Annotated in this window: 18 protein-coding genes and 1 pseudogene; 1 reads left to right on the forward strand and 18 read right to left on the reverse strand. The window is 42.3% G+C overall.

Annotated features, from left to right (window positions below; translation table 11 throughout):
- Nucleotides 1-172 precede the first annotated feature (172 nt).
- The 18 genes and pseudogenes from PGRAN_RS12175 to PGRAN_RS12260 form a co-directional block, all read right to left on the reverse strand.
- Complete coding sequence (locus PGRAN_RS12175; RefSeq protein WP_036067386.1) at nucleotides 173-550, reverse strand: DUF3139 domain-containing protein; 378 nt, start codon at nucleotides 548-550, stop codon at nucleotides 173-175.
- 164 nt (nucleotides 551-714) lie between these two features.
- Nucleotides 715-1350 carry an endonuclease III domain-containing protein gene (locus tag PGRAN_RS12180; protein WP_036067387.1) on the reverse strand — a complete coding sequence of 212 codons (636 nt, stop codon included), beginning with the start codon at nucleotides 1348-1350 and terminating at the stop codon, nucleotides 715-717.
- A gap of 53 nt (nucleotides 1351-1403) precedes the next feature.
- Nucleotides 1404-3133, reverse strand: a pseudogene (locus PGRAN_RS12185) (phospho-sugar mutase).
- A 13-nt stretch (nucleotides 3134-3146) separates the two neighbouring features.
- Entirely contained in the window at nucleotides 3147-4139 is a 993-nt protein-coding gene (locus tag PGRAN_RS12190; RefSeq protein WP_036067415.1) for a LacI family DNA-binding transcriptional regulator, read from the reverse strand.
- Nucleotides 4140-4451: 312 nt separating this feature from the next.
- Complete coding sequence (locus PGRAN_RS12195; protein ID WP_036067389.1) at nucleotides 4452-5501, reverse strand: aldose epimerase family protein; 1050 nt, start codon at nucleotides 5499-5501, stop codon at nucleotides 4452-4454.
- On the reverse strand, nucleotides 5498-7003 hold the full coding sequence (gene galT / locus PGRAN_RS12200) for a UDP-glucose--hexose-1-phosphate uridylyltransferase (protein ID WP_036067390.1): 1506 nt from the start codon (nucleotides 7001-7003) through the stop codon (nucleotides 5498-5500). The genes PGRAN_RS12195 and galT overlap by 4 nt, the downstream gene beginning before the upstream one ends.
- Nucleotides 7004-7024: 21 nt before the next feature.
- Nucleotides 7025-8014, reverse strand: a complete 990-nt coding sequence (galE, locus tag PGRAN_RS16945; protein WP_036067391.1) for a UDP-glucose 4-epimerase GalE — start codon at nucleotides 8012-8014, stop codon at nucleotides 7025-7027.
- A 3-nt stretch (nucleotides 8015-8017) separates the two neighbouring features.
- Complete coding sequence (locus PGRAN_RS16950; protein ID WP_036067393.1) at nucleotides 8018-9190, reverse strand: galactokinase; 1173 nt, start codon at nucleotides 9188-9190, stop codon at nucleotides 8018-8020.
- 177 nt (nucleotides 9191-9367) lie between these two features.
- Entirely contained in the window at nucleotides 9368-10324 is a 957-nt protein-coding gene (gene trxB, locus PGRAN_RS12215) for a thioredoxin-disulfide reductase (protein WP_036067395.1), read from the reverse strand.
- Between the two features lie 68 nt (nucleotides 10325-10392).
- Nucleotides 10393-11868, reverse strand: a complete 1476-nt coding sequence (locus PGRAN_RS12220; protein ID WP_051998624.1) for a tetratricopeptide repeat protein — start codon at nucleotides 11866-11868, stop codon at nucleotides 10393-10395.
- 96 nt (nucleotides 11869-11964) lie between these two features.
- On the reverse strand, nucleotides 11965-12462 hold the full coding sequence (locus PGRAN_RS12225; RefSeq protein WP_036067397.1) for an acyltransferase: 498 nt from the start codon (nucleotides 12460-12462) through the stop codon (nucleotides 11965-11967).
- Nucleotides 12462-13112, reverse strand: a complete 651-nt coding sequence (gene ppaX, locus PGRAN_RS12230) for a pyrophosphatase PpaX (protein ID WP_036067398.1) — start codon at nucleotides 13110-13112, stop codon at nucleotides 12462-12464. The genes PGRAN_RS12225 and ppaX overlap by 1 nt, the downstream gene beginning before the upstream one ends.
- 21 nt (nucleotides 13113-13133) lie before the next feature.
- Complete coding sequence (gene lgt, locus PGRAN_RS12235; RefSeq protein ID WP_036067399.1) at nucleotides 13134-13967, reverse strand: prolipoprotein diacylglyceryl transferase; 834 nt, start codon at nucleotides 13965-13967, stop codon at nucleotides 13134-13136.
- A 37-nt stretch (nucleotides 13968-14004) separates the two neighbouring features.
- A complete protein-coding gene (gene hprK / locus PGRAN_RS12240) occupies nucleotides 14005-14943 on the reverse strand; it encodes an HPr(Ser) kinase/phosphatase (protein ID WP_036067400.1) in 939 nt (312 codons plus the stop codon).
- 194 nt (nucleotides 14944-15137) lie between these two features.
- Nucleotides 15138-15491: a phage holin family protein gene (locus PGRAN_RS12245; protein ID WP_036067402.1), complete on the reverse strand. Its 354-nt coding sequence runs from the start codon at nucleotides 15489-15491 to the stop codon at nucleotides 15138-15140.
- Between the two features lie 9 nt (nucleotides 15492-15500).
- On the reverse strand, nucleotides 15501-15695 hold the full coding sequence (locus PGRAN_RS12250) for a PspC domain-containing protein (protein WP_036067403.1): 195 nt from the start codon (nucleotides 15693-15695) through the stop codon (nucleotides 15501-15503).
- A gap of 21 nt (nucleotides 15696-15716) precedes the next feature.
- Nucleotides 15717-17006 (reverse strand): PspC domain-containing protein, encoded by a 1290-nt coding sequence (locus PGRAN_RS12255; RefSeq protein WP_036067404.1) that lies wholly within the window; start codon nucleotides 17004-17006, stop codon nucleotides 15717-15719.
- Nucleotides 17007-17091: 85 nt separating this feature from the next.
- Nucleotides 17092-18315 carry a DUF4097 family beta strand repeat-containing protein gene (locus PGRAN_RS12260; RefSeq protein ID WP_036067405.1) on the reverse strand — a complete coding sequence of 408 codons (1224 nt, stop codon included), beginning with the start codon at nucleotides 18313-18315 and terminating at the stop codon, nucleotides 17092-17094.
- 570 nt (nucleotides 18316-18885) lie between these two features.
- On the opposite strand from PGRAN_RS12260, the gene PGRAN_RS12265 reads away from it, so the two are divergent.
- Nucleotides 18886-22252, forward strand: a 3367-nt coding sequence (locus tag PGRAN_RS12265) for an Ig-like domain-containing protein (protein WP_051998625.1), incomplete at its 3' end; no start/stop codon positions are given.

Here is a 22252-nt window from a genome sequence, read left to right on the forward strand (position 1 = left end):
CAGCGTAGTGTATCAGGTGGGTTTTGTTTTTTCGTATCAAAATGATACTCTCCAACAAAGTTACTATACTCCCATCCAAGAGGAGAAATATGTTGCAAGTGCTCCACATCGAGCTCGTCTTTTTTTACAATATTTTATGTTAACAGTTTAAATTCAATTTTTTGTGAACCTATTATTTCGTTTTGTTTATCTCCGCTAATTGCTCTGGTAACGGAGGATGCTTCATACCATCTGCTGTTTGCCCAGAACCATCTTTATATCCATTTACAAAGATATGATATGGTAAGTCTATTCTTTTATCATAGCTATATTCATACTTTATATCTGGATCATCTTTAAAAACAATCTTTGTAAGATAGCCACCCATTTTCCAGTCTTTCGTGATCACTCTTGACTCTATTTGACTAGATTTAATTTTTTGTTCTGCTAGGTAATTATCTGCTGCTTTATTAGCTGTATCCTTTGGAATGACGAACAAAATTATATATCCCACGAGGCAAAGAACTAGAAATGCACCCACTATGATCCACCATTTCTTATTTTTTTTCATACAGTTACACTTCCCACTCTATTCATTTTATTTAAAGTATTTCACTTTGTACAATAGAACTATCGCGAAACCCATATTATTCCAATTAACCCGTATACCAAATAAAAACAGAAGATTTTCTCCTTAGCGATGGAAATCCTTGTTTTGCTGGCGCGCTCCCTACCCTATATGTATTGCTTACATTCTCGCTTCAATGGGCACGCTAGGCATTTCGGTGTCTTCTGACAGTATTGTTTGCAGTGCTCGACAATAAGCGCATGAAATTCTTGTAAAATCAAGAGATCATCTGGTAATCCTGTTTCTAACATCTGTTGGAAGGCTTCATATTTTTTCGGCACCTCATAACCAATTCTCGCGAAAAGACGTCTCGAATAAGCATCGATGACCATCACGGGTTTTCTAAAAGCGTAAGCAAGCATACAGTCCGCCGTTTCTGGACCAATTCCTTTAATATTTAGCAACTCTGCCCGCAATTTGGCCAAAGGTTGCTGCCGAATCGCATGAATATCATCTTCCCATTCCCCTTGCCACGCCACGAAAGCCTTTATTTTAAGCGCCTTCTGATTATAGTAACCACTAGGCCTGATTTTAAGCGCCAATTCCTCTGTCGGCATCTCTCGAATTGCTTCCGGATTCAGCTCCGCTTCCAGACCTGCCAATGCTTTTTCAACATTACTCCAATTCGTATTTTGCACCAAGATGGCCCCGATCAACATTTCAAAGTCACTTTCCGCGGGCCACCAAAACTGCTCTCCGTGCGCTGCCAATAGTTTCTGAAAAACCGTTTCCACTGCTATCATCAAACTCTCCTCACATAAAAAGGCTTGGAAACGAACTCCCAAGCCCCATACTGCTATTTTTCAACGATTTTCATGAGACCGTCACGAACGCGTGCTAATTTTTCACTGCCAGCCGCTTCGGTGTTGCCTTTAATGCTGAAATAGAATTTGATTTTCGGCTCCGTGCCTGATGGTCGTAAGCAGAACCATGAGCCATCATCCAAGAAACACTTGATCACATTCGATTTCGACATCTCGATTGGCTCCGTTTTGCCATCCGCTAAAAAACGGCGCTCGCTCAATTGATAATCTTCCACCTTCACGATTTTTTCGCCGCCCATGCTATCTGGAAGCTCTGCACGGAACGTTTTCATGATATTTTCAATCTGCTCAGAGCCATCTTTCCCGCTCATTGTTAAGGAAACAAGATCTTCTTTGAAATAACCAAATTGCTCATAAATTTCCTCTAAATCCTCGGCCAATGTTTTGCCAGCTTGCTTACTATCAAGCGTCACTTCACAAATCGCAAGCAGCGCCTGAATAGCGTCCTTATCACGCGTAAACGGCTTCACCATGAAACCATTACTCTCTTCGTAACCAAACTCAAACGTATGCGAGCCTGTTGTCTCAAAGCTATGAATCTGTTCTGCGATAAACTTGAAACCAGTCAAAACATCAATCATCTCGACATCAAAATGCTTCGCAATCAGCGTTCCTAAATCGGATGTTACGATGGATTTCAGCACCGCAGCATTTTTTTGGAAGCTCGTTTTGCGCTTTGTTTTTGTTTCAATAGATAATGCAAAATGAGGGCACCAATTTGATTACCACTTAGCACATCATATTTTCCCGATTTGTTTCGTATAACAACGCCAAGACGATCGGCATCTGGATCTGTTCCAACAAGCAAGTCAGCGTCGTACTTCTCACCATAATCAATCGCGACTTCAAACGCTTCCCGATTTTCTGGATTCGGCGATTTCACCGTCGTAAAATTCGGATCAGGCTGAAATTGCTCTTCCACTTGAATCACATTCGTGAATCCAACGCTCTGAAGTGCCTTCAAACCGAGCATTCCGCCAGTTCCATGTAGCGGCGTAAATACGATTTTCAAGTCTTTTCCTTGTTTTTCAACCAGGTCATTATTTACAATCACGGTCTTCACTTTTTCTAAGTATGGCGTGTCCACTTTCTCGCTGATGACTTCTAGCAAGCCGTCTGCAAGAAGCGCATCCTTCTCTGCCACTTTCACCGCAAAAATATCAGCTATCTCGTTAATATAACGCGTCACCGCATCCGCTCCATGAGGCGGCATTTGTCCACCGTCTTCCCCGTAAACCTTGTAACCATTGTACTCCGCCGGGTTATGGCTCGCCGTAATGACAATACCGCTAAATGTATTTAGGTAACGCACCGCAAAAGATAATTCTGGCGTCGGACGCAACGTCTCAAACGCATAACTCTTAATCCCATGATATCCAAGCACACGCGCCGATTCATACGCAAATTCCGTCGACATATGACGGCAATCATACGCGATCACAACACCACGTTTCTTTGCTTCTTCGCCATTCTCCGCAACATAACGTGCCAAGCCCTCCGATGCCTTACGAATCGTATAAATATTCATCCGGTTTGTTCCAGCACCTAACACACCGCGCATTCCAGCCGTTCCAAACGCCATATTCGTATAGAAGCTATCCTCGAGAACCTTCTCATCTTTTTCCGCATTTAGTTTCTCTTTTAAACTCGTTTCCAATGCATCATTTGCCAACCATTTCTCGTATTCTTCTTTCCATTTCATAACCTTACCCCTCTCACAAACTGCTTTCCCGAATCACCAAATCCGTGGATAGCGTCACTTTTTTTGTAATGGATCGCCCAGCCAACAACCTCTCTTGCAAAAGTTCCACGCCAGTCTGTCCCATTAATTCTGTATAAACTTTCACCGTACTAAGCGGTGGAAAAACATATTTTGAAACGCTGACATCGTTCAAACCAATAATATTCACGCGTGCAGGTACCGCAATGCCTTTTTCTTGAAGTGCCCGCAGACAACCGATCGCAATCGAATCATTCGCCGCAAAAAAAGCCGTCGGTAACTCATCTCCCAGTTCGGTAATTGCCTTCACCATTAAATCATACCCTGTTTTGACAGAAAACCTACCTGAAAAACAGTATTTCTTTTCATAGAGCCCTTTTCGTTTCATGTAGTCCCGAAAAGCAAGCCATCTTGTATCAATAATATTCGCCGAATCATCGCTAAACTGCTCTTCTCCTGCAATAAACCCGATATTTCGATGCCCTTTTTCGATGAAATGATCGAGTACGGAGACTGTCGCCTGCTGAAAATCAACAATCACCGAATCATATTTCTGCACCGACTGATCAAAATCCACAAAACAAATATTGCTATTCCAGTTCGTTAACTCCGCAATCTGTGCCTGACTGAACTTACCAATCGCGATAATGCCCTCCACACTGCCAAGCGTCTGATCTGGAATATCTTGAAAAACTCGCAACACCTGATAGCCCTCTTCCTCGGCTTTACGCTCCGCTCCAACACGAATCGATAAATAATATAGATCATCCAATTCTTCTTTTTCCGAGTACCAGTGCACAATGGCAATTTTTGCATTTTTCTTCTGCTGTTTGCGTTTATGTTTCGTATATTCCAACCTTTCCGCTGCCTCAAAAATACGTTTTTTCGTATCATCGCCGACGGAAAGTGTCTCATCATAATTCAATACCCGTGAAACTGTAGCGATTGAAACCCCCGCCTGTTTTGCGATATCTTTAATGGTAGCCATCATTCACACGCTCCTCTTGTCCGCATTCCGTGAAGCATCACCTCTATTTTATCAGGTATCATGCATCTCGTCTATTTTAACAAATAAAACAATACCACTCATAACCTAAATAAATCGGCGACAAGCGCTCGCATTCAGGGGGCTTGGTAGGCTTCCGGCACCCATGTACAGTCCGTACACTCCGTTTCCGGCTACCACTAAATCCCCTGAGTACAAACGCTTTCGCTCGATTTGCGTTTAGCATAAGTCTTCGTCCTACCCAGATAATGGGTGTTGCGATTTCTGCTTTATTTATATTTCCCTAAATATTACTTACATCGTTGTAAATGTAAAAACCGTCTCCGATTGGAAAAGTTCCTCTTTCGGAAGTACCACCGAGCCGAAACCATCGTGATTCATCGCGTCTGGCAAACCTTGTGTTTCCATTGTAACTCCCGCATATTTAGGCACGCTAACACCATCCAGAGCAAATTTTCCAGACAACTGGTTTCCCGAATAAACAACTACAGAATCGCAATCCGTCCGCATTTCCACGACACGCCCGCTTTCAGGATCAACCAAACGTGCATCTTGCTTGTTCTCCTTATGTTGCAACACAAATGCGTGGTCATAGCCATTTTTTATGATGACGTTTTGCGGATGTTCACTCATCGCACCGTCGCGAATCGCCCGCGGAGCCCGCAGATCAAACGCTGTCCCCGCAACATCCATTAACTCGCCCGTTGGAATCGAATCATGACGTAGCGCCACAAACTTATCACTATTAATTTGCAACGTATGATCTAGCACAGTCTTGCTCACATCGCCCGCCAAATTGAAATAAATATGGTTCGTCGGATTAAACACTGTCGTAGCATCCGATTTCGCCTCATATTTTATTTTCCACTCATTATCATTATTTAGCGTATACGTCACACGCACATCCAAATTCCCAGGAAAGCCATTGTCCCCGTCAGGACTCGTATGCGAAAATATCACACCAACCTCATTCGCCGTTTCCAAAGGAACTGCATCCCAAATCACCTTACTAAAATTATTCGATCCGCCGTGCAACTGGTTCTCCCCTTCATTTTTTGTGAGCTGATACGTTTTACCATCCAATTCGAACCGCGCATCTGCAATCCGCCCAGCAATCCGCCCAACCAGCGCTCCAAAATAAGGGGAATGCGCCAAATATTCATCTAGCGTCGCAAAACCGAGCGATACATTCGCAAAACTACCATCCACACCAGGCGCCCACGTTTCCGTCACAATCCCGCCGTAGTCAAGCGCGCAAACTCGCACACCATTATCATTCTCCATACAAAACTCCGTCACATCTTGCCCATCTAATACACCAAATTTCCGTTCACTAACTTTCATTCCTGATCCCCCGTCTCTATTATTAATTCCATAAATTCCCTAAATGCGCGTATCCCTTCCGCCGTGTCCTTAAAGACGCCAGCATCCGTCAACACCTGCTCAAATACTTTCCCGACTTCCTGTTGCAAGAAAGGCATAACCGTCTCCTCTTGGAAGCCACCTTTTCGTTTCAACCGATCTGCCCATTCCGAATGATAATCCGCCATCGCATGTGGCTGATCCAACAAATACCGAGCAACCTCTTCCAACTCCGATTTCAAGCGCGGCGGCAACACCGCAAGCCCCATCACCTCAATCAGACCAATATTTTCCTTCTTGATGTGATGCAACGCTTGATGCGGATGGAAAAGCCCATCAGGATGTTCCGCCGTCCGCCGATTATTCCGCAAAACAAGCGACAACTCAAACAACTGCTCTCCCGCCACCTCACGACAACTCGCAATCGGCGTAATCGTATTATGCCGCTCCTCTCCACTATACGCCAAAATTCCGACCTCGTCATCCGAATATTCCTTCCATTTTTGCAAAATAACATCCGCGGCCGACACGATATCCGCCTCACTCACTGACTGCAACCGAATTACCGACATTGGCCATTTCACAATCTCCACCGACACGCTTGGAAATTCAGCCCATTGATAAGCAGGAAACTCCTTATGTACAGGCGCTTTCGCCATCGCAAACATGTGAGCACCACCCTGATAATGATCATGCGACAAAATGGAGCCACCAACAATCGGCAAGTCCGCATTAGAACCTACAAAATAGTTTGGAAATTGCGCCGTAATTTTGACCAAACGAGTGAATGTACCCCGATCGATCACCATCGGCCGATGCTCCGCCGACAGGAAAATACAATGCTCCTCATAGTAAGCATACGGTGAATATTGCAATCCCCATTCCTCGTCCTCGACACGCATCTGCACAATTCGGTGATTCGTACGCGCTGGAAAATCAGCCCGCCCCGCATAGCCTTCATTCTCCAGACACAGCGCGCAAAGTGGATAACTAATCGCCTCAGCCGCCTTCTCCATCGCAATCTGCTTCGGATCCTTCTCCGGCCTTGACAAATTAATCGTCATTTCGAGCTCTCCGTAGCCCGTATCCACCAAATACTCAATATTCTTCGCAATGCTACGCGTCTTAATGTAATCGCTCGCTTTACTAACCTTATAAAAATAATCCGTAGCCTGACTCGGGGATTGTTCGTATAATTCCCAAAATTCCGCATTCAAATCAGAGGGACATGGCACAAAAAGATCCATGACCTTACTTTGCCAAATTTCGCGTGCAGAAATAGCATCACCGATCACACCGGATTCTACAGCCAAATCTGTTAGTTGATCCAGCAACGCTAAGCGATCTGCGGCGACATCTCCTGCCACCGCACGCTTTTTTGACCACCCTAATAAATCGAGCAACCGATTCGTTACATAAATCCTGTCTAATTCTGCCACTTCGCCATTTTTCACTGCGATATCAATAAACTTGTCTACTATCATTATTTCGCACCTCACGTGGTTTTAGTTGGTATAACCGTTCGGATTTTTAGAGTGCCAATTCCAAGCATCCTCGATAATCCTATTCACGTCCGTAAACCGTGGTTTCCATTTCAAAACTTCTTGCGCCTTATCACTAGAAGCAACTAGCGTACTAGGATCACCCGCACGTCTTGGCACAATTTTCGCAGGAATCTCTTTACCCGTGACTTTCCTAGCCACTTCCAACATTTCTTTAACAGAGAATCCTTGGCTACTACCCAAGTTAAAAATATTGCTCGCACCGCCATCTCTTAAGTATTCTAGCGCCAAAATATGCGCATCGATCAAATCCACCACATGGACATAATCACGGACACACGTACCGTCTTCCGTCTGATAATCATCACCAAAAATCGACAACTCCGAGCGTTGTCCCAATGCCGTTTGCAAAATAATCGGTACAAGATGCGACTCTGGTTTATGATCCTCTCCAATCGTTCCATCAAACTTCGCACCCGCCACATTGAAGTACCGCAAAGCTACAAAACGTGTATCGTACGCCTTATCACACCATTTCAAGATTTTCTCCATCATCAATTTCGTTTCGCCGTATGGACTTTCTGGGTTCGTCGGTGCATCCTCTGTAATCGGAATTACTTTCGGCTCACCATAAGTTGCTGCCGATGAAGAAAAGACAATATTTTTCACTCCAAACTCTTCCATCACTTCGAGCGTTACCTGCGTACCATATACATTATTATTAAAGTATTCCAGTGGCATCTCGACCGATTCACCAACCAATGAACTCGCGGCAAAATGGATGACACCTTCAATTGTTTCCTTTTGAAAAACATCTTGCATAAACGCCTTGTCGCGAATATCACCTTTATAAAATACCACGTCTTTATGAAGCGATTCCGCATGACCTGTTCGTAAATTATCGACAACGATTACCTTATATCCTTTTTCCACCAACTGATCCACGGCATGTGACCCCACATATCCTGCGCCACCTAATACTAAAATACTCATTTTCTATTCCTCCTTGATGGTTTTCGCTCCATCACTAATATTGGCAATATAAAACGCTGCTGGATAGCCTATTTTTTGCGCATATGCATTCCCTACATGTTCGATAAATGTATCAACACATACAGTTTCCACGATCGCAATCGCACAACCACCGAAACCAGCACCTGTCATCCGCGCGCCTAAAACACCTGATTGTTCCCAAGCTTTTTCTACTAACATATCTAATTCTACCCCAGTTACATGATAATCGTCACGTAAAGATATGTGAGATTGGTTAATTAATTTTCCAAATGTCAGTAAATCCCCATCTTTAAGCGCTTTTGTAGCCAACATTGTCCGCTCATTCTCACTTACCGCATGCCGTGCCCGCTTCACTAACGTATTATTCAAAATTAAATGCCGATACTCATTAAAAGTGACCATATCTAACTCTCCAAGCGATTTCACATCTAATTCTACTTGCAATTCGGCCAAAGCCTGCTCACACTCACTGCGCCGTTCATTGTATTTCGAATCAGCCAGTTCCCGCCGCTTATTTGTGTTCATAATCACAATTGTATATCCATCCAACTTCACTGGCACCAGCTCGTACTCAAGCGTATTGCAATCCAACAAAATCGCCATATCTTTTTGACCCATGCCAATCGCAAATTGATCCATAATCCCTGAATTAACCCCAATAAACGCATTTTCCACTTGTTTCCCCGTCAAAATCAGTTCCAAATCCGCCAATTTCAAATCAAATAAATCCGCCAAAACAACCCCAGTCAATAGCTCAATCGAAGCCGAAGACGAGAGTCCAGCCCCATTCGGAATATTACCCCAATACAGAATATCCATTCCTTGATCAATCTTATGACCCGCTTCCTTCAGAAACTTGAGCATACCTTTCGGGTAATTCGTCCAATTATCCGCCTTACGATATTCCAGATCTGCTACATCAAACGAAATAATTCCTAAATCCTCAAAATTAAGTGATAGAAGCCTAACTTGCGTATCTTCCCGTTTCGCCGCCACCGCATATGTTCCAAGCGTAATCGCACACGGAAACACATGCCCGCCATTATAATCTGTGTGCTCCCCAATTAAATTTATCCGACCAGGCGCAAAATACAACGCACCATCCGTCCGATCAAAAACGCGTGAAAAATCCGCTTTCATTTTTGAATAATCCATTATCCCAATACCTCCACATTCAAAGTAGAATCACTTATCCTCATTATAATTTATTTAGTAAAATTTATCAACTAATTTTACTAAATGATTTTAGTAACCTCTCCACATGTAAGCACAAAAAAAACAGCCAATGCCATCCAAATAATGAATATCATCGACTGTTTCTTATTTTTAAACTTATACTTGTGGTTTTTCCGTTAACTTCTCTTTTAAGTCTTCTACAAATTTCTGTGCATTTTGCCCTGCTAATCCACCATCACCAGTTGCCGTTACAACTTGGCGCAACGATTTCACACGAACATCTCCTGCCGCAAAAATCCCTGGAATCGATGTCTCCATCTCTTCATTCGTCATCACGTAACCTTCATTATCTAGAATACCAAGCCCCTTAAAAGCACTAGAAAGCGGTACTAGACCAACATAAATGAATGCTCCATCCGCGTTTAACTCCGATGTCGAACCATCGATAGTTGAAACTAGGCGAGCACCAGTTACCTTCATGTCATCGCCAATAATTTCTTCTACCGTACTATTCCAAACAAATTCGATTTTCTCGTTTTTGAAAGCACGATCTTGCAAAATTTGTTGGGCACGCAATTTATCACGACGATGCACAATCGTGACTTTACTCGCATAGCGCGTTAAATAGGCTCCTTCTTCAACTGCAGAATCACCACCACCGACAACGATAAGTTCACGATTCTTAAAGAAAGCTCCATCGCATACCGCACAATAAGAAACACCACGACCACTGTACTTATCTTCACCTTCTGCACCTAACTTACGATGCTCCGCTCCCGTTGCAATAATAATCGAACGCGCTTTAAATGTCTTAGAACCTGCCACAACAGTCTTATATTCTTCGCCGTTCTCGACAGATTTAATATCGCCATACGCATATGCTGCTCCAAATTGTTTCGCCCCAGAAAACATTTTCTCAGACAAATCAGGACCCAGAATACTGTCAAAACCAGGATAATTTTCAATATCAGCTGTGTTCACCATTTGACCACCCGGCACACCGCGTTCAATCATTAAAGTATCTAAATCAGCACGGGAAGTATAAAGCGCCGCAGTCATTCCCGCAGGCCCAGCACCGATAATAATAACATCATAAATCTTCTCTTCACTCACTGTTATTCCTCCAATCTAATCCTAGAACTATCGTAAACCCAAAGCGGGAGTTCCGTCCATTTATCTGCTCAAAACCCTTTGATTTCAAGGGAATATTTACGAAGTGTTGTCACTGACAAGCCGAATAACTCCGCGATTGATTTCTGCGTACCACACTGGAATTGATATAAAATTGCAGCCGCTACCCCGTCCAAATTTTTCGTGCGCAAATCGTATTTCCGATCAATTGAAATCTTCATAAACGAAAAGATAAAGGAGTACATCGGAGCCGTCTCTATTTTTGCTGGGAAACCGACCTCAGCAAAACGGCCTAATATTGCAACTACCGCATTGCAATTCGCAGCATCCAAACTATCCGGCAAAAATTCAAATTCCGAGAAAATCAAATGCTCGAAAAAATCCCAACCAGTCATATCAAAGTAATCATTAAACATAATTAAAGCTGGTTGCTTGCTAGATATCGTTAGCAAATAGACGCCCAGTAAATGCTCTGAACGATCCTTACTCGCCAACTTCTCCAGTACAGCACCTTCGTCATTTGCTAATAAAAGCGGTGATTCCCACGGGAAAACCAATTCCTCCCCATCGATCTGCTTAAAATGCTGCCAAAAATCCTCGGCTTCCTCTATCCGATTCAGGAAAAAGGCTGTTTCCGCACGATAATAATAATAGGCGTACCGATCCATAATCTCTAACTGATTCACTTTCTCAAATAAATAATCCGCATGTGCATAATCACCGGCCATTGCGTAAATCCGCGCTAATTTTTCACGTTGGAAAGATAAGAATGGCTCTACTTTCTCAAGCTCTTTTAAAACGAACGCAGTCTGTTGCCACTCTGCCTGATAATGCGCATACAAATATAGCTCGCACAACGCCATCAAATTGCCAGGATCACGCGCCAACACATCTTCTAAAATAGCAAGTCCTTCTGAAAAACGCTCTTCCTTAAACCGAATACCAGCAAGCTCTATATACGCCTGCCAAAATGTCGGATTCTCTTCTATTTCAGCAACTAAAAACTGGCTAACTTCGTCCAATTTATCATCAGAAACCAAGTCGTCCACCTTCGCCCGAAACGCAAAAATTGCTTTCTCCATCTCAGACATATCACTCACACCAAAGCTTGCGAGCGGCGCTTCTTCCATAATGAGCTGAATCAAATCCTTTGCCTCTTCCACATACTCGCCCTCTACTACAAGCGCCAAATACTTATTCGCATGTTGCAATGCCCGCTTGAAATCTTTCATGTACGCATAATTATTCGCCATAAAATAATAGCAATAATGAATATCCTCTGCTTCATCTAACACACGGCGCAAAATCTGATTCGACTTATCAAATTGGCCTAACTCCGTATAACAAATCGCAAGTTGGCACATAATAACCGGCTCATCTGGCTCAAAAAATGCTGCCCTCTCCAAATAACGCAACGCTTCTGGCATTTCCTGATTACGAAACGCCTCAATACCTCGCTGAAAATAAAACTCCCCATTCGGCCTGAATGGATAAATTTTGTTGCTTTCTTTTTTACTATTTTTCAAATTTTTTACCTCCGCGCATTCTCCAAGTAAGTTGAGTATACCATAAAATAAACCTCTAAAACGAAAAAGAAGTCACTTTGCGCAAAAGTTCAGCCGCTACAAAGCTACTTCTTCTATCTCATTAATAATCATGGGATTGCCACGAGCAAAGCACTTGGTCGGGACATCCTTGGAAACTACTGTACCCGCTCCAATCACTGCCCCATCACCGATACGAACTCCTGGTAAAATCGTGACGTTCGCGCCAATCATAACCGCGTCCCCGATCACGACTTCCCCAACCCGATATTCTTTGATCAAATACTCATGCGTCAAAATCGTCGTATGAAAGCCTATCACCGAGTTCTGTCCAATCGTAATTTTCTCTGGATAAAAAAGATCCACTGTCACTTTATAAGCAATGGACGTATTCGCCCCAATCGACATGCCTAAACCATGTTGATACAGCCAACGCTTCACGCCCATAAAAGGAAAAATACGCCCGAATTCAATAATAAGCGTATTTTTCAATGTCCGTCCAAACGATACGGTTCGATATACTTTCCAAAGAGGATTGACATCCCCTTTCGTTTCAAACCGTTTCGTTCGGCGCATTAATCTTCCCTCACGATATTAAGTAAATCACCCATCGATTCCAAAATATACGTCGGATTGTAGTCTCGTAAATAATCTGCACCACGAATGGCCCAAGAAACGCCGGCACTCTTCACGTTAGCATTATGTGCTGCCTCAATATCATGATAGTTATCCCCAACCATAATCGCTTCATCCGCAGTCGAATTAAGCAATTTTAAAGCCATATTAATCCCTTCAGGATCAGGTTTTGGTGCCGCTACTTGATCCAAACCAATCACAACTTGGAAATACTTGTCCAAACCAGTCGTTTTAAGCCCTTTTAGGATCATATCGTACATTTTGGTAGAAACGATAGCCAATTTATAATCTTCCTCATACAGCGCTCTAATCGCCTCATAGACACCATCGTACTCCAAAATTAGCTCATCATGATATTCTTTATTAAATGCGCGATAATGATCCACCATTTCTTGCGCTCGCTCTGGATCAAGCGATGTAAACGTGTCAATCAACGAAGGCCCAATAAACGAATAAATGTCCTCCCGTTCAAATGTCCGCTCCGGAAAATATTCACCTAGCGTGTGCTGAAATGTTTTAATGATCAATTCATTCGTATTAATCAAGGTTCCATCTAAATCAAACAACAATGTCGTTATCTTCCTAGTCATGTGTACTCCCTCTCTATAACTCTATTTCTTCTTTGCAATGCCATACTTGTCTTCCAAATAATACGGACGATCTTTCTTCACTCGGAAATAAGCAATCAATGCAACCGCAACTGCCACGAGCACGATCGAGATAAACTGCGCCATACGAAGCGTATCCGTCAACATCAAACTATCCGTCCGCAACCCTTCGATAAAGTAGCGTCCAATCGAATACCAAATGACATACGACAGAAACAACTCCCCACGCAAAATACGCGTCCGACGCAAAATAAGTAAAATAATAAAGCCAATCACATTCCAAAGCGATTCATATAAAAATGTCGGTTGATAATAAATACCATCGATGTACATCTGATTAATAATAAAGTCCGGTAAATGCAGGCTTTCCAAAAATGCACGTGTTGTCGGTCCACCATGCGCCTCTTGGTTCATAAAGTTACCCCAACGCCCAATCGCCTGCGCAATAATTAAACTCGGCGCCACAATATCTGCCAACTGCCAAAATGATACTTTTTTGATTCGTGCAAAAATAACCGCGGTCAGCACCGAGCCTATCAATGCCCCGTGAATCGCTATCCCACCATGCCAGATTTTGATAATTTCGTTCAAATGGTCCTTATAATAGCCCCACTCAAACAATACGTAATAAATTCGCGCACTTATTATCGCAATCGGAATCGCCCAAATAAGCAAATCCACTAACAGCTCTCTATCCACATTACGCTTCTTCGCCTCTTGTAACGCGATCAGAAGCGCCACCACGACAGCCGTCGCAATAATCACACCATACCAGCGTATTGATATTCCACCTAATTGAATGGCTACTGGATCCAGCGCCGCTAAATTCAACTTCATTATGCCCCTACTTTCTAAAACAGACCAGCTCATCGCCTCAATCTGTCATACTACTATTTTGACCAATAAGGTTGTTTAAATCTTGCGTGAAGCGCTCTGCTGCATTGTACCCCATATTTTTCAATCGGAAGTTCATTGCTGCCACCTCAATAATAACTGCTAAATTCCGTCCTGGTCGAACGGGCACAGTAATTTTCGGCACATCAATGTCAAAAATCCGAATCTTCTCTTCATCTAAGCCAACTCGGTCATAGTGTTTATCCGGATCCCAGCTCTCAAGATGCACAACAATCGTAATCTTTTTACTAGAACGCACGGCACCCGCACCGAATAAAGTCATGACATTAATAATGCCTAATCCACGGATTTCAAGCAAATGCTCGATGATCGGTGGTGACTGCCCAATAAGCGTCAACTCATCTTCTTGTCTAATCTCGACATTATCATCGGCTACAAGACGGTGTCCTCGCTTCACAAGCTCAAGCGCCGTCTCACTTTTACCAACACCGCTAGATCCCATAATAAGTACACCGAGACCATAAATATCGACCAACACACCATGCATTGAAATAACCGGTGCCAATCTACTTTCCAAATAATTCGTCACATACACGGATAGCCGCGTCGTTTTCAGCTTCGAGCGCAGTACAGGAATTTTTGCTTCCGTTGCCGCTTGCACGAGCTCTTTCGGCGCTTCCAAATGACGTGATACAACAAACGCCGGCGTACGATTCGTGCACATTTGGCGGAATCGCTTCAAACACTCATCACTCGACATACCTTCTGAAAACGAAATTTCCGTCATTCCAAAAAGCTGCACCCGATCCTCCGGGTAATACGAAAAGAAACCTGTTAACTCAAGACCTGGGCGCGATAAATCACTTGTTAGAATCGGACGCTCCAATCCCTCTTCACCGCAAATCAATTCCAAATCTAGACGATCCATTAAATCTTTCACCGTTACTGATTTTGTCATGAAAGTACCTCCATTAAGACAACAGGCCCAAAGCTCAACACGCAGCCTTCCCCGCTTATCCTTTTTGTATGAAATCTCTCTCTCATTTTAGCACTTTCTGATTTTTAAGGCTACCTATTTTTATTTAACAAAAAGAAACCTCGATATGTGACGCCTTCTCGCGAAAGAAGTTGCCGTCATATCAAGGTTGTATATCATCTTGGTTCCTTGCTCCATAATACAGAGTTGATAACCATATTTGCCAATGACATTAGTAAGGCAATTAGTAGCGCCGTTCCAAAGCCATCGATTTGAATGTAAGCATCTAGGAAGAACGAGGTCAATTCTAACATCATCGCGTTCACGACAAAGGTGAATAAACCGAGTGTAAAAATGTTGATTGGTAAAGTTAGAATGAGGAGAATCGGTCTCACCAACATGTTCAAAATTGCCAATACAAAACTTGCAATAATCGCGCCTGTAAATCCTTCTACATGAAAACTCTCAAAGAATCCAGATAAGGCGACAAATAAAATCGCATTAATTAAAACTCCTGCTATCCAACGCATTTAATTGATTCACTCCCAACTTGAATTAGCGGGCATAAGGATTGCTAAAATGATATAGATGAGTATCCCCGTTCCAAAGCTTATTAATGATAGTAACACATAGGCGATACGTACCCAAGTCGCGTCCCAACCGAAGTATTCAGCGATCCCGCCACATACACCTGCTAACATTTTTTGTGATGATGATTTCGTTAATTTTCTCATAGTATTTCCTCCTAATGTTGCTTATCCTTGTTTTTCTTCTAATTCGGTAATCTTTATAATTCCGTTATCTACAGAGGCTTGCAATGTAGCAACGCTCATTTCTTCTGAATTCTGCGTAAATACAAGTGATTTATTCGATTCATCCCATACTTTTGCATTTTTTAAGTCAAAATAGATTTTTTCGCGTTTCGTACCTAGTGTGCCGTCCACTTTCCATGTTGCTGGAATCTGGATACGGATGTCACCATGTGGCGCTTTCAAGTCTGCAGCTGTGGCTTGATCATTTTGAAGATTATAGCCAACATCTCCATTTTCAGCGACAGCGACTGTTGTTTGGAAATCACCAGTGACAGAAACATCGCCTTTTGTCGTACGCAATTCGATATTTTCGACGCGACCACTCTTGAATAAAATTTCACCGTCTTCGGTACTAGCAACAAGGAATTTCCCTGCTGTACCCGTGGATCTAATGTCACCATGACGAACTTTCAAGGTGCTGTCATCCACTTCCATATCGTCATACTTCAAGTTACCATTTAGCAATTGGATTCTGACTTGCTCGTAGGCACGCTTTGGAATAGTTAGGACTACATCTGTTTTCAAAGCATCATTTTTCGATTCAAAAACGAAGCGGTCACCAGACATATCAAGCGTCGTTTGCGTGAAAAAGTAATCCCATAATTTCTCTTCGCTCAACTGTTGAATAGCGCGAGCCTTATTGTGAACAGAAAGAACGGTACGCATCTTCACATCTTCTTTATCCCATGCACGAATGATGATATCACCTGTCGCGATCTTTAATTCCATCGTACGGAAAGTCGTATTGTTAAATTCAAATTCACGAATTGGCTTTGGACGTGGCGTGCTTTGTGCCTGCCGTCCTCTCATACCCTCCACATTCGTGTGATTGTGATGCCGATTATGGTGACGATTACTATGACGTTCACGCATTTCTCTAGCCCGATCGAGATGGCGCTGTTGCATTTCTTTCGCACGCTCTGAATGCATCGCTTGCGCTTGTTTCACACGCTCACTCTTAGATTGCATTTTTCTTTCATGACGATCATACTTATCTTTCATCTTCTGGTTGTGGCGATCGATAACATCGTCGTAACTAGCATTCTCGGAAGGGATGATAAACAAAGCGATAATATAAGCAATAACCCCGATCATTGTTTTCCAAGAAATGATAATAAGTACGACATAGATAATTCGTAAAACCGTTGCGTCAACGCCGAGATAGTCAGATAAACCACCAAACACCCCACCGATTTTACGATCTGATCTGGATCTCCTTAATTTTTTGTTCATCACTGTTCCTTCCTTTCATTTGAAAATATGTAGCAAAACTCGCTATTCTGTGCAACTATCCGCAGTGAATAGCGAGTCCTTATTTTTACTTAACGTCTTTAATTCTTACGTTACCAGTCGTTGCCTCTGCTTCAATTTTTAGAACAGCTTCGCTCGCTTTTGGTAGTTTCGTAAATATCATTGTTTTGTTCACAGAATCTGAAGTTTCATCCAGTACGTCTGCACCTGTAATTCCAAGATTGATTTTACCTAAGTTTGTATGCAGTTTACCGTCAACACCTAGTTCATTAGGTACAATCACGTCAATGTTGCCGACACCTGTTTTTGTTTTAAGGAAGCTTGAGTCATGGTTCGTCAATGTGAACGAAATATTTCCTGTCTTCGTTTGTAAATTCGTTGCGTCAAAAGCGCCCTTCGCTGTCACGTTACCATGAAATGTTTTCAAAGATAAATCGCGAACTGTACCACTGTTAACGCGAACATTACCATTAATCGATTCAATCTCCGTCAATGTCGTATTTAGCGTGCCAACACTGATATTACCGTTCGTTGTTTTCGCAAACATATCACGACCAGTCAAACTCTCAATATGAAGATTACCGTTTAAAATCTTGATAGAAACATAGTCATATTCTCTTTCTGGCAAGTATACCGTCAAGTTCGTTACCACTTGTTTCGATGGTGATTGGAAACGTAATGTTTCTTCATCCACACGCAATGTTGTTTTGTCGAAGAAAATTTGCAACGCTTCTTCTTCTGGATACTCTTTGAACAGTTTAATATTCGCATGTACCTTCACGTCATTGCTATCCCATGTTTTAAACTCTACATTTCCGTTTGCAATTTCAAACTCTAAGATCGATAACGTTGTATCATGGTAAACAAAGTCACGCTCTAATTTCGTAGATGTTAAAAAGGGAATCGGCATATCCTTCACTTGCTCAAAAGCACTATTCAAAAACTTACCGAACTTCTCACCAGCTTGTGAAAGCTCGTCCATAATTTGACGACCTGTATCTTGTTGCTTGTCTTGGTCAGCTTCCGGTTTTTGTTTCGGTTGTGGACGTTTCTTGTAAGAAGCACCGCCACGATATGGATTTTCTTTTGTATTCCAGCCTTGCGAGTAATCATATTCCTCTTCTTCGACTTCCTCCTGCACACTTTCTACAGTTTCAGAGGAGCGAATGTTTTCGGCTGCTGCGCTTTTTCCTTCTTTTTTGGAAATGTTCTCAAGTAACGTTAGCGCTTCTTCCGTAGAAATAATACCTTGCTTCACTAATTCTAAAATTCGTTTGCGTTCGTTTTCCATGTTTTTTCCTCCTTGTGGAAATTAAGCGTATCCCTAAGTATTTTAAAATAAATCATTGTTTTCTAACTGATAACTCTATTATGAAGGACAAGACGATTTCTGTCATACAACCAGAGTATGATTATTTCTTTAGACTTTCGGCACTAAAATAAGATATAGAAGCTAATAAATACTTTCGCTCAAGCTGTGTGAAGCATATGAAACTAGAGCGTGACAAAGAGCCTCTAACATATTTTCCTATCTGTCATGCGGAGTGCATTATAGAAGTTAGCGTCGTGAATGGGAGCATTTTGCAAAAAGATTTTATCTGTGCACTATCATTATGTGAACTAAAAAATGCTCGTTGCGTAATCCAATCTCGTTGCGTCACAAAAAGTTCGGAGAAAAACATGAAATATGACTGATTTATTACTGAGGTGCCGTTGAAAAGCAAAAATATAGATGATAAACTATAGAAATTAGCAGTTAAGAGGAGGAGGTATTCAGATATAGCTTAAGACAGATGTATTAATTAGTGGCAGAATATTAAGAAAAAAAGAAAAAAATATACTTTAAAAAGGAGCAATAAAATTGACTAAATCAAAAATGAAAAAAGTTGTAACCAGTGCACTTGTTGCTAATCTGGTTATGGGGTCCATAATCACTGCACTACCATTACACGGCGCTGCATCGGAGAATGAAACTATCACAAATACTGCAGAGAAAAAATTGGTTTCTAACCTAAAAGCTACACAGAATCTATTGAAAAACACCAATTTTACTAGCACGACTAACAGTATTCCGGATTGGAATGCAGAATTCAATACTAATCTGGATTATAATACTTCAATAAATGCATTTGGTACTAAGAACAGCGATGGGTGGTTTGATTTTACTCGTGTTGGTCTGCGGCCATTAGGAAACGGTTCTTTAGAAATACATGGAACAGCGAACAGTATTATCGGTTTAAACCAAACTGTGAATACGATTCCTGGTAAAACGTACACTATAGCCTATAATTTCAATACCACCAAGTTTTCAACAAAAACAATGGCTATAGGAACTGCGACGTATGCTGAATGTTCAGCAACCGATATAGCCTCAGGCGTAAAAGTGGGCACTCGTTCTGTAGCTAGTGGTGGGCATGCTGGTTCAGTAACTCGGCCAAACGTTGAATGGCGTACAGGTCTTTCAGGTTCTGTTGAAATGACATTTGTTGCAACAGGTAATAAAACGAGAATATTTATCGGAAGCTCTGTTAATTCACAAACTCAAACAAATGAGCTCTATCAAACTATTTCCGGTTTAAGCCTATCAGGAGAAAACTATGCTCAGCTTGATGCCCCCGCGCTACAAGCAATTAAAAATCAAGATTCAAAAGTAACTGGCTCCTTGAATGGTTCTATCGAAGCGTTAAAGGAAGTCCAAATCTATAAAAATGATATTTTTGTAGGAACTGCCACGGTAACAGGACGGAACTTTGAAATGAATGTTACTGGATCTTCTGTTGGAGATGTTTATAAAGCGTACGCAGTAGATTTATGGGATGTAAAGAGTAATCCAGCAACACAGACTGTAACAGCTAGTGCCATTGCAAAACCAACCATCAATACGATCAACGACAAATCTGTAAATGCATCTGGAACAGGAGAACCAAGCTCTACCCTCACATTAAAAATCGGTGACGCTACGTATACAGCTAATGTAAATGCAGATGGGAATTGGTCCACCACTATTACGAAACCAAAAGCAGGCCTTGTTGCAGAAGCTACATCTGTAAAAGCAGGTGTCACGAGTCCCAAAGAAACGACAACGGTTGTCGATGTAACAGCTCCGGACGCACCTATATTAAGCACTGTCACGGATAAAGACACACACGTCAAAGGAACCGGAGAAGCCAACACGACGGTCAAAATCAAACTGCCAAATAATACAGAAATAACAGGAACAGTAGACACAGAAGGTAAGTTTGATGTTATCATTCCAGCACAAGCAAAAGATGCCGTGATTAGCGCAACGCTGACAGATGCAGCGAACAATGTCAGTTTAGCAGGGGCAACAACGGTTGTTCACGCAGCACCTTCTGCACCACTCTTAGATACGGTGACAGATAAATCAACAAAAGTAACAGGAACCGGAGATGTCGGCAATACGGTCACTGTAAAAATCACTGACAATGGTATGAGCATATCCTATACAGGTACTGTGGATGATTTCGGTGACTTCTCTATTCCAATCGACACACCAAAAGCAGGAGCAACTGTCGATGCCATTGCGAAAGATAAAACCAACGCACTGAGTCCAAAAACGTCTACAACTGTGAAGGATGTTACAGCACCAGATGCACCGAATGTAAACATAATCCTCGATACAGATACAACTATTACTGGTAACGGGGAAGCCAATTGCGATGTGAAGGTTACCTTGCCATCTGGAGGAGTCCTGACAGGTAGAACGAATGCTACGGGTGTATTCACCATAGCTATACCAGCACAAGCCGCCGGTAAAGAAATCAAAGTCACATTGACCGATGCAGCAAGCAACGAAAGCACAGCAACACCAGTTATAGTACAATCAAGTGCGATTGCTAGTCCAACAATTAATAGCGTAACAACAGATGATACAACTGTAAAGGGAACTGGAACAACTGGAGCGACAGTCACATTAACTATAGGATCAGCAACATACACAGGAACAGTAATCGACGGCTCCTATGCTATATCCATTCCAAAACAAACGGTAGGCACAATTATTTCAGCAAAACAAGCACTAAATGGAAGAACAAGTGCTTCCGTAACAACAACCGTAACAGCAAGTAAAGAACTCGCGAAAACAACGATTAATCCGTTAACCAATGACTCTACCATTGTTTCAGGAACAGGTGAGCCAAACGCTTCTATCGAGATTAAAAATGCTGCTGGAACTGTAATCGCAACTGGATCAACAGACGCAGAGGGCGACTACAGCTTGACGATTCCAAAACAAACAACAGGTGCCGTTGTGACAGCGAATGTAACGAAAGATGGTGAATCATCGAGCGCTTCTACAACCGTAACCAAACAAACAGCAGGTACTGTCGTTGTCAATGCAGCTTATTATGTAGGCTATGATACCAACGTCAAAGCAACCGTTTCTGGTGACGCAACAAAAGTATACCTTCTTGTAGGCGATACGAAATATACAACCGTTCCGGTAAGTGGAAGCTTCCAATATTATGCGAAAGACAAGATTACAAGCACAACACAAAACGCGTATATTGTAGCGACAGACGCATCTGGTAGAGAACTATCACGCGCGAAAGTAACATTAAAAGACGGCAACCTATTAAAAGGTGCGGTGACAGCGAACGGATTCACGATCAGTGATTCTAGTTATGTATCAGGTTCCTTCACTGGCTCTGTCAGCAAAGTAGCCATTTCTGTCAACGGAACGGTGTACCCTGCCGTGGCTGTAGGCGCAAATAACAAATTCCAATACTACGCGAAAGACAAGATTAAAAATACAACGGATGTCGTGAAAGTCATTGGTTACAATTCCGAAGGCACATCCATTGCGACATCAACGGTTACCTTGGCTGGTCCAGATAGCCTCACTGGTACGATTACACCAAACCCAAGTAATTTTGTCATTTCAACGGATGCGTATGTGAAAGGTACCTTTACTGGTAACGTGAAATATGTATCGCTCGTTGTCAACAGTGTAGAATCAGCGAAAGTGAACGTGATGGACGCAACAAACTGGCAGTACTATGCGAAAGGTAAAATTACGAACCCTACGGATGTTGTTTCTGTGAAAGGTTACAATGCCGCTGGAACGCTTGTAGACACGAAAACAATCACTGTCACACAAAACCCTGCAGGAACAAGCACGATTACACCAGCTGCATTTAAACTAAAAACAGACACGACTGTCAAAGGTACTTTCACTGGTAGTGTGAAAACTGTAGCCCTGAAAGTTG

It is taken from the genome of Listeria grandensis FSL F6-0971, assembly GCF_000525835.1.
GTDB lineage: Bacteria > Bacillota > Bacilli > Lactobacillales > Listeriaceae > Listeria_A > Listeria_A grandensis.

What these genes read in the sequence shown, in the direction of transcription:
- PGRAN_RS12175 (WP_036067386.1), bottom strand. Translation starts at nt 550, where the DNA reads ATGAAAAAAAATAAGAAATGGTGGATCATAGTGGGTGCATTTCTAGTT.
- PGRAN_RS12180 (WP_036067387.1), bottom strand. Translation starts at nt 1,350, where the DNA reads ATGATAGCAGTGGAAACGGTTTTTCAGAAACTATTGGCAGCGCACGGA.
- PGRAN_RS12190 (WP_036067415.1), bottom strand. Translation starts at nt 4,139, where the DNA reads ATGGCTACCATTAAAGATATCGCAAAACAGGCGGGGGTTTCAATCGCT.
- PGRAN_RS12195 (WP_036067389.1), bottom strand. Translation starts at nt 5,501, where the DNA reads ATGAAAGTTAGTGAACGGAAATTTGGTGTATTAGATGGGCAAGATGTG.
- galT (WP_036067390.1), bottom strand. Translation starts at nt 7,003, where the DNA reads ATGATAGTAGACAAGTTTATTGATATCGCAGTGAAAAATGGCGAAGTG.
- galE (WP_036067391.1), bottom strand. Translation starts at nt 8,014, where the DNA reads ATGAGTATTTTAGTATTAGGTGGCGCAGGATATGTGGGGTCACATGCC.
- PGRAN_RS16950 (WP_036067393.1), bottom strand. Translation starts at nt 9,190, where the DNA reads ATGGATTATTCAAAAATGAAAGCGGATTTTTCACGCGTTTTTGATCGG.
- PGRAN_RS12225 (WP_036067397.1), bottom strand. Translation starts at nt 12,462, where the DNA reads ATGCGCCGAACGAAACGGTTTGAAACGAAAGGGGATGTCAATCCTCTT.
- ppaX (WP_036067398.1), bottom strand. Translation starts at nt 13,112, where the DNA reads ATGACTAGGAAGATAACGACATTGTTGTTTGATTTAGATGGAACCTTG.
- lgt (WP_036067399.1), bottom strand. Translation starts at nt 13,967, where the DNA reads ATGAAGTTGAATTTAGCGGCGCTGGATCCAGTAGCCATTCAATTAGGT.
- hprK (WP_036067400.1), bottom strand. Translation starts at nt 14,943, where the DNA reads ATGACAAAATCAGTAACGGTGAAAGATTTAATGGATCGTCTAGATTTG.
- PGRAN_RS12245 (WP_036067402.1), bottom strand. Translation starts at nt 15,491, where the DNA reads ATGCGTTGGATAGCAGGAGTTTTAATTAATGCGATTTTATTTGTCGCC.
- PGRAN_RS12250 (WP_036067403.1), bottom strand. Translation starts at nt 15,695, where the DNA reads ATGAGAAAATTAACGAAATCATCATCACAAAAAATGTTAGCAGGTGTA.
- PGRAN_RS12255 (WP_036067404.1), bottom strand. Translation starts at nt 17,006, where the DNA reads ATGAACAAAAAATTAAGGAGATCCAGATCAGATCGTAAAATCGGTGGG.
- PGRAN_RS12260 (WP_036067405.1), bottom strand. Translation starts at nt 18,315, where the DNA reads ATGGAAAACGAACGCAAACGAATTTTAGAATTAGTGAAGCAAGGTATT.